Genomic DNA, 12,526 nt, shown 5'->3' on the forward strand with positions numbered 1-12,526 from the left:
AGTCGTTATTAACACATCCTGTTACTATCACCGGGTGGCGAAGGACGCAAGGGTCACCAGGGAGCTGCTGCTGAACGCGGGCGCGCGGCTCTTCGCGACCGAGGGCATCGACGCCGCCCGCACCCGCGACATCGTCAAGCTGGCCGGCCAGGGCAACGACTCGGCGATCACCTACCACTTCGGATCGCGTCAGGGGCTGCTGGAGGCGATCCTCCGGGCGGGCGTCGAGCGCATGGAGCCGGTCAGGGCCGCCACCGTGCTGGACTCCGCCGATCTCGCGGTGATCGTCGCCGCCATCGCCGACCCGATCTCGGCCGAGCTCCTGACCGAGGAGGGGCGCTGGTTCCTGCGGGTCATCGCCCAGGTCGCCGGGCGGGCCGGCGTGCGGACCCATGCGGTCCCCGCCCTGATCGACGGCACCGCCATCGCCCGCCAGCTCAAGCTGCTGGAGCAGGCCTGCCTGGCGTTCCTGCCCGAGCCGCTCGCCCTGGAGCGGGTCGCCGCCTTCATCTCGTTCCTGACCGCCGCGCTGGCCGACCGCGCGGCCCGTCCCGAACCCCATCTCCTCGGCCACGAGGCCTTCACCGCGAACCTGAACGCGATGCTCACCGCGGCCCTCCGCGCCTGACACCGGGCCCGGCCCGCGTGCGCCGTCGGTGCGGCTCAGGTCCTGCGCCAGCCTCCCGCGGCCCAGATGCCGCCGTCGACGTGCAGGGTGGTGCCGGTGACGAAACGGGCGGCGGGCGAGGCCAGGAAGGCCACCACCGCGGCGGCGTCGTCCGGGGTGCCCAGATGGCCGAGCGGCGGCGTCCGCACCGGGTCGTAGAGCGGGGCCGCGGCCAGCATCCCGGCCCGCGCCCCTTCCTCCCCCTCGGTGGCGATGGCGTCGGGCGCGACGGCGTTGACCCGGATGCCGAGCGGGGCCAGCTCCAGGGCCAGCGAGCGGGTCAGCGAGGCCAGGGCCGCCTTCATCGCCGCGTAGACCGCGAAGCCCGGCGCCGCCTGATGAGCCTCCGACGAGGTGACGTTGACGATCGACGACCCGGGGCCCATCAGCGGGACCACCAGCCTGATCAGCCTCGTGACCTGGGTGAAGTTCTCGGCGATCAGGGTCTCCTCGCCCTTGGCCGAGACCTCCAGGAACGGGGCGTGGAAGGTGCCGCCCGCGTTGTTGACCAGCACGTCGACCCGGCCGTGCGCGGCGCGCGCCGACTCCGCCCACGCGCTCACGGCCTCGGCGTCGCGGACGTCCAGCACGCTCACACCGGGCCCCTCGCGCAGGTCGCAGCCCAGGACCGTGTCCCCGGCGGCCTCGAAGCCCCGCGCCACCGCGGCGCCGATGCCGCGCGCCGATCCCGTCACCATCACCACACGGCTCACGCCAGCAGTGAATCGCACTCCTTGATCAGCCGTTCGCGCAGGGGTGCCGCACGGACCGTGAAGGACCGCTGGGCCGTCGCGTACTCCGCCCGCCCCTCGGGCGTCTCGACCCGGATCGGCGCGTAACCGAGCTCGCGCAGGTCGTAGGGGCTGGCCTTCATGTCCATCGCCCGGACGTCCCTGGCCAGCTCGAAACAGTCCGCGACGAGCTCGCTCGGCACCAGCGGCGACAGCTTGAACGCCCACTTGTAGAGGTCCATGGTCGCGTGCAGGCAGCCCGGCTGTTCCAGCTCGTGCTGGGTCTCCCGCACGGGCTGGAGGGCGTTCAGCGGCCGGGCGGGCTCGGTGAAGAAGCGGAAGGCGTCGAAGTGGCTGCACCGGGCGCCGCGCTCCTCGACCAGCCCGGCGATCTCGCCGGGGCTCAGCCGCAGCGGCCAGGACGCGTGCCGCACGTCGCCGGGGGGCAGCCGGTAGACCATCGCCCACTCGTGCATGCCGAAGCAGCCCAGATGGGGCGGGCGGGAGGCGGTGGCGGCCAGCAGGCCCCGGATCCAGGTGATCGACTTCTCCCGGCGCGGCAGCAGGGCCTCGAGGTCGACGACCGCGCCCTGCGGGGTGTCCCGGTAGTGCGGTCCAGGGGAGGCGGCCCCGGCCAGCGCGACGCCCGCGCCGGGATGCCAGGCCAGGAGCCGTCCGGGCCGATGACCGTAGTAGGTGAACAGGAAGTCCTCGACGGGATGCGCCTCTCCCGCCCTGCGCTGCTCCAGGTACGGGCCGATCAGGCCGTCCAGCCGCTCCCGGTGGGCGGCTGCCCTGGCCTGCCACACCTCTGCTTCGAGAACCTCCACGGACCCATCTTAGTTTCAGACGGCTTTTTTGCTTTTGTTCGCTCATCCGCAAGCACAGATGATAAAACCAAACGCGAACACAAATGCACGTGCAGGGGACGAGCACGGGCCATCCCGGAGGAGCGTGACGCGATGCGGATGCTGCAGGCCTTCAACGGCATGCCGGCGCAGTGGCTGACCATGGCCGCCTGGCGCAAGAGCCGCCACAGCAATCCCAGTGGAAGCTGCCTCGAGGTCGCGGAGCTGCCCGACTCCGAGGTCGCCGTCCGCAACTCCCGCCACCCCGGCGGACCCGCCCTGATCTTCACCGTGGACGAGCTGGCCGCCTTCGTGCGCGGCGCCAAGGACGGCGAGTTCGACGACCTGATCGCCCTCAGCGGGCTGCAGCCGGTGCCCGAGCACGCGGGGATGACCACCGCCGCCGATGATGCGAGACTGAGCCCGAGCGCCTGAACCGGCCACGAGCAGTGCTGAGGAGCGACCATGCACCCGGCTGAGGCCGCGGGGGCTCCGCGCGGGGCCGCCGTCCCGAGCGGGCCCACCGCCCTGCGCATCATGGTCGGCTCCCAGCTGCGCCGCCTGCGCGAGGCCAAGGGCATCAGCCGTGAGCGGGCCGCCGAGTCGATCCGCGCCACCCACTCCAAGATCAGCCGCCTGGAGCTGGGACGCAGCAGCTTCAAGCAGCGCGATCTGTCCGACCTGCTGAACCTCTACGGCATCCTCGACCCGGACGAGCGGAGCACCCTGTTCGAGCTCGCCCGGCAGGCGGCCCGTCCCGGCTGGTGGCACCATTACCAGGACATCATGCCCGGCTGGCTGGAGCCCTACATCGGGCTGGAGACCGCGGCGTCGGTGATCCGTACCTACGAGGTCCAGTTCGTGCACGGCCTGATGCAGACCGAGGACTACGCGCGGGCCGTCGTGCGGATGGGCAACGCCGTCGCGCCCCCGGCCGAGATCGACCGCAGGGTCGCCCTGCGGATGACGCGCCAGTCGGTCCTCGACGGCCCGAACCCGCCGAAGGTCTGGTCCGTCCTCGACGAGGCCGCGCTGCGCCGCCCTCTCGGCGGCCGCGACGTCATGCGCCGCCAGCTCTCCCATCTCCTGGACCTCACCGACCACCATGGCGTGACCCTGCAGATCCTGCCGTTCCACGCGGGCGCCCATCCGGCGGCGGGCGGCCCCTTCACCATCCTGCGTTTCCCGCACGGCGACCTGCCCGACGTGATCTACCTGGAGCAGCTCAACAGCGCGCTCTACCTCGACAAGGCCGACGAGGTCCACGGCTACATGCGGATCATGGACGAGCTCTGCGTCGTGGCCGAGAGCAAGGGCGCGACCCGTCAGACCCTCGCCGACCTGCTCGACCGGATCTAGCCCACTTCCCGCGGGCCCCGCCCCGCGACGGTCTCCCGATGTCAAGGCGGGACCGGTTCTCGGAAAAAGAGGACCGGTCCCGACGGCCGTTGCCCGGACGACCATCGGGACCGGTCGAGACGGTCGCCCGTCTCCGGCGGCCGCCCCTGGGGTGGAGGCTTTTCGCAGAAGTGATTGAACCTTCTGCTACTAGGTCATCTTGGGCTCTCGCGATCGCAGGCGCAAGCACATCTGGGATCACGTTTGAACTCTCATCTGCACGTGCAGTTGACCTGCGAAGATGAAAACCGGAGTAAGCGGAACGAATCGCCGATGATCTGTGCAGCGCGCCCGGGGGATGCGAGACTTCTTCCAGATCCACCAGGGAGCAGCAGATGATCGCTGAGCAGGCGGGGCAGACGCCCTTCCCCGAACTCGCGGACCACCCCGGCAGGCCGGGAACGACCGGCGGCCCCACCGCCCTGCGCATCATGCTCGGCTCCCAGCTGCGCCGGCTGCGCGAATCCCGCGGCATCAGCCGCGAGGAGGCCGCCGACGTCCTGCGCGCCACCCACTCCAAGATCAGCCGTCTGGAACTGGGCCGGACCGCCTTCAAGCAGCGCGACCTGGTCGACCTGCTCGACCTGTACGGGATCACCGAGGAGTCCGAGCGGGACGCCCTGATGTCCCTGGCCCGGCAGGCGAGCGTCCCCGGCTGGTGGCACCGGTACAACGACATCCTGCCGTCCTGGCTGGAGCCCTACATCGGCCTCGAGTCGGCGGCCTCGATGATCCGGACCTTCGAGGTGCAGTTCGTGCACGGCCTCATGCAGACCGAGGACTACGCCAGGGCCGTCATCAGGGTCGGAAACTCCGACGCCTCCCCCGCCGACATCGACCGCCGGGTGCAGATGCGCATGACCCGGCAGCGGATGCTCGCCGAGACCGACCGCAGGAGGGTGTGGGCCGTCCTCGACGAGGCGGCGCTGCACCGCCCGTACGGGAGCAGGTCGGTGCTGCGCGGCCAGATCGAGCACCTGCTGGAGATGTCGACCCGGCCGAACGTGATGCTCCAGGTGCTCCCCTTCTCGGTCGGGGCGCACCCCGGCGCGGGCGGCCCGTTCACGATCCTGCGCTTCCACCAGAGCGACCTGCCCGACGTCGTCTATCTCGAGCAGCTCAGCAGCGCCCTGTACCTCGACAAGATCGACGAGGTCAGCGGCTACATGCGCATCATGGACGAGCTCTGCATCCTGGCCGAGGACGGCAACGGCACCCGCGACCACCTCCACCGGCTCCTCGCCGAGCTCTAGGCCGTTCCGGAGACGGGCCCGGCCATCCCCGAGGGAACCATTCCGTAGTCGGACTGGCACGGAACGTCACCGATGGTGGATGCTGGCGGGATGACGCTGCTGAAGGCCCCCGACGAGCCGCTCGCCCGCCCGCTCCCCTGGCCCGGGGCCGTCCCCGGCAGCGCGGTGCTGGCCTGTCCCCAGTGCGGCGGTCCCGACCTGCGCGTGACCACCGTGTCGGTCGCGTCCGACCCCCGCCGCGGCCCGGCGGCCGGGCTCCTGGTGTGGCCGAGGACCGGCCGCGCCTTCACCAGCGACGAACCGCCCTCCCGGGCGAGCGAAGCGGCCGGTCCCGTCCTGTTCCTGGACTACCAGTGCGAGCGGTCCGGCTGCCGGGGCGGCATCGAACTCCATCTGGGCGAGGGCTCCACCCTCCTGCGCCTCACCGCCGCCGAACGGTGATAGATCGATCGAAGTTGGTCGTGTGACTGAGACCGCCCGCCGTGCCGGGTCGATAGAGTTGGGGCACCGCCCGCCCGACCCCTGGAAGGCCGAGATCACCTGTGGCTGATTCGTTCGTGCACCTGCATGTTCACACTGAGTACTCCATGCTGGACGGCGCGGCGAAGATCGGGCTCATGGCCAACCGGGTGTCCGAGCTCGGGATGCCCGCGATCGCCATGTCCGACCACGGGAACATGTTCGGCTCGTACGAGTTCCACAAGAAGATCCGCGGCGCGGGACTGAAGCCGATCATCGGCATCGAGGGCTACGTGAGCCCCGAATCGCGCTTCCACAAGAAGCCGGTCTTCTGGGGCGAGCCGCACCAGCGCAAGTTCAACGAGCAGACCGGTGTCGGCGGCGACGTCTCGGCCACCGGCACCTACCTCCACAAGACCATGTGGGCCTACAACGCCCAGGGGCTGAAGAACCTCTTCAAGATCAGCTCGCTGGCCTCGCTCGAAGGCCACATGAAGAAGTACCCGCGCATGGACGACGAGCTGTTCGAGGAGTACCACCACGGCATCATCGCCACGACGGGCTGCCCCTCCGGCGCCGTCCAGACGCGGCTCCGCCTCGGGCAGTACGACAAGGCCCTCGAGCACGCCGCGAAGTACCAGGAGATCTTCGGCAAGGAGAACTACTTCCTGGAGCTGATGGACCACGGCGGGATCCTCATCGAGACCGCGGTCCGCAAGGAACTGCTGCGGATCGGCAAGGAACTCGGCATCCCCCCGCTGGTCACCAACGACAGCCACTACGTCACCGAGGACCAGGCCTCCGCGCACGACGCCCTGCTCTGCGTCGGCACCAACTCCCAGATCAGCGCGCCCGACCGGTTCCGGTTCAGCGGCAACGGCTACTACATCCGCTCGGCCGAGGAGATGCGCGAGCTCAACCACGACGAGCTGTGGAAGCAGGGCTGCGACAACACCCTGCTGATCGCCGAGCGCGTCGAGTCCTACGAGGAGGTCTTCGCCCACCGCGACCTGGCCGCCAAGTTCCCGGTCCCCGAGGGCGAGACCGAGATGAGCTGGCTGCGCAAGGAGTCCGAGCGCGGCGCGGTCAAGCGGTTCGGCTCCCCCGTGCCCGCCGAGGTCACCGAGCGGATCGAGTACGAGCTCGGCGTGATCGAGGGCATGGGCTTCCCCGGCTACTTCCTCGTCGTCGCCGACATCTGCCAGTACGCCCGCGACAGCGGGATCTGGGTCGGCCCCGGACGAGGCTCGGCCACCGGCTCGATGGTCGCCTACGTCACGGGCATCACCGAACTCGACCCCATCGAGCACAAGCTCCTGTTCGAGCGGTTCCTCAACCCCGAACGCATCTCCATGCCCGACGTCGACCTGGACTTCGACGAGCGCCGGCGCGGCGACATGATCCGGTACGTCACGGAGAAGTACGGCGAGGACAACGTCTCGCTGATCATCACCTACATGACGATCAAGTCGAAGGCGGCCGTGAAGGACGCCGGTCGCGTCCTCGGCTACCCCTTCGCCGTCGGCGAGAAGATCACCAAGGCGTTCCCGCCCGCCGTGATGGGCAAGGAGATCCCGCTCACCGGCATCTTCGACAAGGACCACCCCCGCTTCGCCGAGGCCGGCGAGGTCCGCAAGCTGTACGAGGAGGACGCCGACGTCAAGAAGGTCGTCGACACCGCGATCGGCCTCGAGGGCCTGACGCGCGGCACCGGCGTCCACGCGGCCGGCGTCATCCTGTCGTCCCAGCCCCTGGTCGACGTCATGCCGGTCTTCATGCGGCAGGACGACGGCGCCCGCATCACCGGCTTCGACGGGCCGTCCAGCGAGGACATGGGCGCCCTCAAGATGGACTTCCTGGGCCTGCGGAACCTGACCGTCCTCGGCGACGCCGTCGAGAACGTCAAGCTCAACCGCGGCATCGAGCTGAACATGCTCGAGATCGGCCTGGACGACAAGAAGGCCTACCAGCTCCTGGCCCGTGGCGAGACCCTCGGCGTCTTCCAGCTCGACAGCTCGATGATGCGCGACCTCACCAAGCTGATCGCCCCGACCGAGTTCGAGGACGTCTCGTCGATCCTCGCGCTCGGCCGTCCGGGTCCGATGGGCGCGAACGCGCACGTCAACTACGCCCTCCGCAAGGCCGGATCGCAGAAGGTCGAGCCGATCCACCCCGACCTGCGCGACGCCCTGGAGCCGATCCTCGGCAACACCTACCACCTGGTCGTCTACCAGGAGCAGGTCATGGCCATCGCCCAGCAGCTCGCGGGCTACACCCTCGGCGGCGCCGACATCCTGCGCCGCGCGATGGGCAAGAAGAAGAAGGAGGAGATGGACAAGCAGTGGGCCACCTTCTCCTCCGGCATGGTCGGCAAGGGCTTCACCGAGGAGCACGCCAAGGCCGTCTGGGACGTCCTGGAGCCGTTCTCCAGCTACGGGTTCAACAAGTCCCACACCGCCGGGTACGGGCTCGTCTCCTACTGGACGGCCTACCTCAAGGCCAACTACCCCGCCGAGTACATGGCGGCCCTGCTCACCTCGGTCGGCAACAACAAGGACCGCATGGCGATCTATCTCGCCGAGTGCCGCCGGATGAAGGTGCTGGTCCTGCCGCCGTGCGTCAACGAGTCGAACCTGCGGTTCGCGGCCGTCGGCGACGACATCCGCTTCGGGCTCGGCGCCGTCCAGAACGTCGGTGACAACGCGATCAACGGCATCGTCTCCGCCCGCAAGGAGCACAGCAAGTACACCGACTTCAACGACTTCCTCACCAAGGTCCCCGCGGTGGTCTGCAACAAGAGGACCATCGAGTCGCTGATCAAGGCCGGGGCGTTCGACAGCCTCGACCACCCGCGCTTCGGCCTCGTCCAGATCCACGACCAGGCCATCGACGCCGTCATCGACGTCAAGAAGAAGGAGGCGATGGGGCAGGACTCCCTGTTCGGCGCCTTCGAGGACAGCGACACCAGCGGCGACGCCTTCACGGTGGTCGTCCCGCCCGGCGAGTGGGACAAGAAGACCAAGCTCGCCTTCGAGCGGGAGATGCTCGGCCTCTACGTCTCCGACCACCCGCTCAACGGGGCCGAGCGCGTCCTGGAGCGCAACCGCACCCACAGCATCGCCCAGGTCCTCAACGGCGACGCCGACCGCGAGCGCGGTGAGATCAAGGTCGCGGGCATCATCTCCGGGGTCGAGAAGAAGGTCACCAAGCAGGGCAACGTCTGGGCCATCCTCAAGATCGAGGACCACGACGGCTCGCTCGAGGTGCCCTGCTTCCCCTCCACCTACCAGCTGTACGGCGACAACCTCATCCCCGACCTCGTCGTCGCCGTCACCGGCAAGATCCGGATCCGGGACAACGGCGAGGACTCCTCCGTCAGCTTCAACGCCGTCGCCATCGAGTTCCTGGACATCTCCAACGTCCCGCAGGCCGGTGACCGGGAGCCCATCGTGCTGTCCCTCCGCGAGAGCCAGATCGACATGGCGCTGGTGACCGAGCTCAAGCACATGTTCACCACCCATCGGGGCGACACCCCGGTCCATCTCATGGTCGAGCGGCTCAACCGCCGCAAGGTGCTGATGGCGCTGCCCGACTACAAGGTCAACCTGTCCAACGGCGCCTTCGCGGGCGACCTCAAGGTGCTCCTCGGCCCGACGGCGCTGGCCGACCACTGACGCGGAAGACGGCTCCGGCCCGCAGGACCATCGTGTTCCCGCGGGCCGGGGATCCGGGTGCTACGCGCGGGAGACGAGGGCGGCGAGCTCGTTGACCTTCTGCTGGAGGTCGGTGATGCGCTCGGCCAGGGTGTCGTCGACCACGGCCAGGAGGTCGTCGGGGTCGATCGAGTCGATGGACCTGACGGTCGCCTTGATCGCCTTGCCGAACTTGGTGCGCTGCTCGCGGAGCAGGACGTCGACGTCGGCGACCACCGCCTCTCCCACGAGGTCCTGGACGATCTCGTAGGCCTCGGCCAGCGCCTCGACGTTCGCCCTGGGGTTCTCCACGAGCGCGCGGAACTCGTCCTTGTGGTCTTCCAGGGCGATCTGCACGAACTGGCCGCTCGGGGTCTTCGCCTGTCCCTCGTCGAGGACCTTCTGCAGGTAGCCGATCCGCTGGAGGCGCTTGGCCTCGGCCGCCGCCTCCTTGCGCAGGGCCGCGTCGGCCGCCACCCGGGCGACCACGATCTCGCGGGCCTCCTCCACGAGCGGCAGGGGTTCCTGCTCCTGCTCCGGCTCGGCTTCCGGCGCGGGCTCCGGTGCTTCGAGGACCTCGGCCGGGGCGGCCACGGCCTCCTCGGGTGCCGCGAGATAGTGCGGCCAGGCGTCCCCGTGCGGCAGGGCCGTCTCCGCGCCGGGGCGCAGGTCGCGGGCGGGCGGCACCAGGCCGTCCGCGGCGGCCCGTTCCCAGCCGTCGAGGTAGTTCCGGACCAGGTCCGCCGAGCCGCCCGAGCGCCGGGCGAACTCTTCCAGGGAGATCTTCCCGCCCGTCGCGTCCGGGCCTGCGGCCCTGGCCACGAGCAGGGCGAGGGTCCAGGGCCCCGACTCCTCGAACGCCCCGAACAGCCGGGCGTCCGCTCCGGCCCGGTCGTCAGGGTCGGGGTCGGGGTCGGGGTCGGGGTCGGGGTCGGGGCCGAGCAGTTCCGCGAGCCCTTCGCGCAGCCGCTCCATCTCCGCCCGGATCCGCGGGACGCCCTCGTCCGGGTGCCCGGCCCCGACGAGCCTGCGCACGGTCTCGACGTCGGAGCCGAGCCCGAACGGGGCCCCGGCCGCCACGAACTCGGAGAACTCCGCGAACCCCGCGTCGCTGTCGGCGTCCGCGGGGATCTTCCGCCACGACCCGCTCGCCACGACCGCCGCGAGCAGATCCAGCGCCCCGCCGGCCATCCCCCAGCCCTCCAGGCAGCTCCGCAGCTCGAAGACCTGCACCTGCTCCCTGGTCAGCCGCCCGTCCTCAACACCCATGCTCATGCCCACCGGCCGCCCTTCCCCGTTGCCAGACCGCCGCCCAGTATCTCGCGCCCGGGCCGCTCACGAGACGATCCGCGGGATGGTCAGGGCGGAACCGCCGGCCCGAACCGTCAGGCGGGGCAGGTGCCGCGGTGGTCCTGGAGGACCGCGCCCGGGGCGGGGGGCGGGGGGCAGAGGAAGCGGGAGTAGCGGGTGTCGTCGTCGACGTAGCGCTTGAGCCAGGCGATGGAGTACTTGGCGATCTGGGTGCCCGGCACGGCCCAGGTGAAGTGGCCGGCGTTCTCGAACAGCAGGTAGGCCTTCTCGGGGGCGGCGGTGAGGTTGTCGTAGAACGGCAGGGCGTGGGTGCCGGCGCCCGCGATGAAGTCGTTGTCCCCCGCCTGGATCATGGTGGGGACGCGGACGTCCTGCCAGGCCCGGTCGGTGTGCCAGGGCGCCATCGGGATCGCGGCCCGCAGCGAGGGACGCTGCTGGGCGGCGCGCAGGGCTCCCCCGCCGCCCATCGAGTGACCCATCACCGCCAGCCGCGACGGGTCGAGCCCGTAGGCGGCGGGGCCGGTCGCCGCCAGGTGGTCGAGCGCGGCGAGCAGCTGGCCGGCCCTCGGCTCCGGGAAGTCGGCGAGGGAGAAGGCCTCGAGGGTGAACACCACGAAGCCCTGCGAGGCGAGGCGCGGCCCGAACCAGCTCATGGTGGACTCCGGCTCCAGCAGACCCGGAATGATCACGACGCCGCCGAAGGTTCCGTCCTTCCTGCTCGACGGGTAGTAGACGGTGCCCTTGTTGAATCCGGGCGCCGTCTTCGCGGGCACCTCCTTCACCGAGACCGCGTACGGTCCGGTCACGGCCGTGATGCTCTGCTCGGTCGGGTCGGGCCCGCGTTCGTGCCCGGTGGCCGTCGCGTGCGTCGCGGGGACGACCGCGCACGCGGCCGCGAGCACCGTCGCCGACAGCATGCGCAGGGACCTTCGAGTGTGCTGTTCCACGGGAGTGCCTCTCACTCGGGGACCCGATGATACGCAGAAACAATTCTTGTTTCATAGTGTCGGGGAGGGTGCTTCCGGCCGCTGGACCGGCCGTTCGGGGCGATGGGCTAGCATTGCGGCGCTATGCACGAGATCTCCCCCGGGGCCGCCCCGCTCGCCACACCGCTGGCCTTCGGCCACGGGCCCTCCTGGGCGAACCGGTTCGCCGTCGCGCCGCTCACCAACCTGCAGAGCCATCCCGACGGCACGCTTTCCGACGACGAGCACGCCTGGCTCGTGCGGCGGGCGCAGGGCGGCTTCGGCATGGTCATGACGTGCGCCTCGCACGTGTCACGAGAGGGCCAGGCCTTCCCCGGGCAGCTCGCCGCGTGGGACGACCGCTTCCTGCCCGGCCTGTCCCGGCTCGCCGCGGGAATCCGCGATGCGGGCGGCGTGGCCACGCTCCAGCTCCACCACGGCGGGCGGCGGGCCGACGCCGCGCTGTCCGGCGTGCCCGTGCTCGCCCCCTGGGACGACCCCGCGAAGGGCGCCCGCGCGCTCACCACGGCCGAGGTCGAACGCGTCGTGGCGGACTTCACCGGTGCCGCCGTCCGCGCCGAACGCGCCGGATTCCACGGTGTCGAGGTGCACGGCGCCCACGGCTACCTGCTCTGCCAGTTCCTCAGCCCCCGCAACGCCCGCGCCGACCACTACGGCGGCTCGTACGAGAACCGGACGCGGGTGCTGTGGGAGATCCTGCGCGGCATCCGGTCGGTGACCGGCCCCGATTTCCAGGTCGGGCTCCGTCTCACCCCCGAGCGCAACGGGATCCCGCTCGCCGAGGCGCGCGACCTGGCGGGCGAGGTCATGGCCTCCGGTATCCTCGACTACCTCGACATGTCGCTCTGGGACGTGTTCAAGGAGCCCCACGAGGAGGACCAGCGCGACCGGCTCCTCATCGACCACTTCACCGGGCTGCCCCGCGGCGGGACCCGGCTGGGCGTGGCGGGCGGGATCGGATCCGCCCCCGACGCGTCCTGGTGCCTGGAGCACGGGGCCGACTTCGTCCTGGTCGGCGCGGGAGCCATCCTCCATCACGACTTCCCGTCGCTGGCGCTGGCCGATCCGGACTTCCGGCTGGTCCATCCCCGGCCCCGCGAGCACTTCGTCGCGGAGTCCGTCGGCCCGGCCTTCCTGGACTACCTCGCCACCAACTGGACCGACTTCGTCTCCTGAGGGCG

At 70.4% G+C, this 12,526-nt stretch carries 11 protein-coding genes; 7 read left to right on the plus strand and 4 right to left on the minus strand.

From position 1 onward, the window contains the following. Window positions 1–34: 34 nt before the first annotated feature. Window positions 35–628 (plus strand): TetR/AcrR family transcriptional regulator, encoded by a 594-nt coding sequence (locus tag ABD785_RS14935; RefSeq protein ID WP_344828096.1) that lies wholly within the window; start codon window positions 35–37, stop codon window positions 626–628. Between the two features lie 35 nt (window positions 629–663). Here ABD785_RS14935 and ABD785_RS14940 read toward each other — a convergent pair whose 3' ends face one another. Together ABD785_RS14940 and ABD785_RS14945 are read right to left on the minus strand one after the other, a co-directional pair. Further along, window positions 664–1,380 (minus strand): SDR family NAD(P)-dependent oxidoreductase, encoded by a 717-nt coding sequence (locus ABD785_RS14940; protein ID WP_344828101.1) that lies wholly within the window; start codon window positions 1,378–1,380, stop codon window positions 664–666. Beyond that, window positions 1,377–2,228 (minus strand): 3-methyladenine DNA glycosylase, encoded by an 852-nt coding sequence (locus tag ABD785_RS14945; RefSeq protein ID WP_344828106.1) that lies wholly within the window; start codon window positions 2,226–2,228, stop codon window positions 1,377–1,379. Before ABD785_RS14945 ends, ABD785_RS14940 begins: the two co-directional genes overlap by 4 nt. Before the next feature lie 132 nt (window positions 2,229–2,360). On the opposite strand from ABD785_RS14945, the gene ABD785_RS14950 reads away from it, so the two are divergent. The 5 genes from ABD785_RS14950 to dnaE all read left to right on the plus strand — a co-directional run bounded on the left by ABD785_RS14950 (window position 2,361) and on the right by dnaE (window position 9,030). Beyond that, on the plus strand, window positions 2,361–2,681 hold the full coding sequence (locus ABD785_RS14950; RefSeq protein ID WP_425547770.1) for a DUF397 domain-containing protein: 321 nt from the start codon (window positions 2,361–2,363) through the stop codon (window positions 2,679–2,681). A gap of 30 nt (window positions 2,682–2,711) precedes the next feature. Further along, entirely contained in the window at window positions 2,712–3,605 is an 894-nt protein-coding gene (locus tag ABD785_RS14955; RefSeq protein ID WP_344828111.1) for a helix-turn-helix domain-containing protein, read from the plus strand. A 374-nt stretch (window positions 3,606–3,979) separates the two neighbouring features. Continuing rightward, on the plus strand, window positions 3,980–4,897 hold the full coding sequence (locus ABD785_RS14960; RefSeq protein ID WP_425547771.1) for a helix-turn-helix domain-containing protein: 918 nt from the start codon (window positions 3,980–3,982) through the stop codon (window positions 4,895–4,897). A gap of 90 nt (window positions 4,898–4,987) precedes the next feature. Then, window positions 4,988–5,338: a hypothetical protein gene (locus ABD785_RS14965; protein WP_344828114.1), complete on the plus strand. Its 351-nt coding sequence runs from the start codon at window positions 4,988–4,990 to the stop codon at window positions 5,336–5,338. A gap of 101 nt (window positions 5,339–5,439) precedes the next feature. After that, window positions 5,440–9,030 carry a DNA polymerase III subunit alpha gene (gene dnaE, locus ABD785_RS14970; RefSeq protein WP_344828117.1) on the plus strand — a complete coding sequence of 1,197 codons (3,591 nt, stop codon included), beginning with the start codon at window positions 5,440–5,442 and terminating at the stop codon, window positions 9,028–9,030. A 60-nt stretch (window positions 9,031–9,090) separates the two neighbouring features. Here dnaE and ABD785_RS14975 read toward each other — a convergent pair whose 3' ends face one another. Both ABD785_RS14975 and ABD785_RS14980 read right to left on the minus strand, forming a co-directional pair. Continuing rightward, a complete protein-coding gene (locus tag ABD785_RS14975; protein ID WP_344828122.1) occupies window positions 9,091–10,323 on the minus strand; it encodes a hypothetical protein in 1,233 nt (410 codons plus the stop codon). A gap of 110 nt (window positions 10,324–10,433) precedes the next feature. After that, complete coding sequence (locus ABD785_RS14980) at window positions 10,434–11,276, minus strand: alpha/beta hydrolase family protein (protein WP_344828124.1); 843 nt, start codon at window positions 11,274–11,276, stop codon at window positions 10,434–10,436. A 153-nt stretch (window positions 11,277–11,429) separates the two neighbouring features. Here ABD785_RS14980 and ABD785_RS14985 point away from each other — a divergent pair, with 153 nt between their 5' ends. Continuing rightward, window positions 11,430–12,521: an NADH:flavin oxidoreductase gene (locus ABD785_RS14985; RefSeq protein ID WP_344828127.1), complete on the plus strand. Its 1,092-nt coding sequence runs from the start codon at window positions 11,430–11,432 to the stop codon at window positions 12,519–12,521. Window positions 12,522–12,526 lie beyond the last annotated feature (5 nt).

Origin of the sequence: Actinocorallia longicatena (genome assembly GCF_039534125.1) — a bacterium.
In the GTDB taxonomy this organism is placed as follows: domain Bacteria; phylum Actinomycetota; class Actinomycetes; order Streptosporangiales; family Streptosporangiaceae; genus Actinocorallia; species Actinocorallia longicatena.

Excerpts from the sequence above, each read along its gene's own strand:
- ABD785_RS14950 (WP_425547770.1), top strand. The coding sequence starts at position 2,361 with ATGCGGATGCTGCAGGCCTTCAACGGCATGCCGGCGCAGTGGCTGACC.
- ABD785_RS14955 (WP_344828111.1), top strand. The coding sequence starts at position 2,712 with ATGCACCCGGCTGAGGCCGCGGGGGCTCCGCGCGGGGCCGCCGTCCCG.
- ABD785_RS14960 (WP_425547771.1), top strand. The coding sequence starts at position 3,980 with ATGATCGCTGAGCAGGCGGGGCAGACGCCCTTCCCCGAACTCGCGGAC.
- ABD785_RS14965 (WP_344828114.1), top strand. The coding sequence starts at position 4,988 with ATGACGCTGCTGAAGGCCCCCGACGAGCCGCTCGCCCGCCCGCTCCCC.
- ABD785_RS14975 (WP_344828122.1), bottom strand. The coding sequence starts at position 10,323 with ATGAGCATGGGTGTTGAGGACGGGCGGCTGACCAGGGAGCAGGTGCAG.
- ABD785_RS14980 (WP_344828124.1), bottom strand. The coding sequence starts at position 11,276 with ATGCTGTCGGCGACGGTGCTCGCGGCCGCGTGCGCGGTCGTCCCCGCG.
- ABD785_RS14985 (WP_344828127.1), top strand. The coding sequence starts at position 11,430 with ATGCACGAGATCTCCCCCGGGGCCGCCCCGCTCGCCACACCGCTGGCC.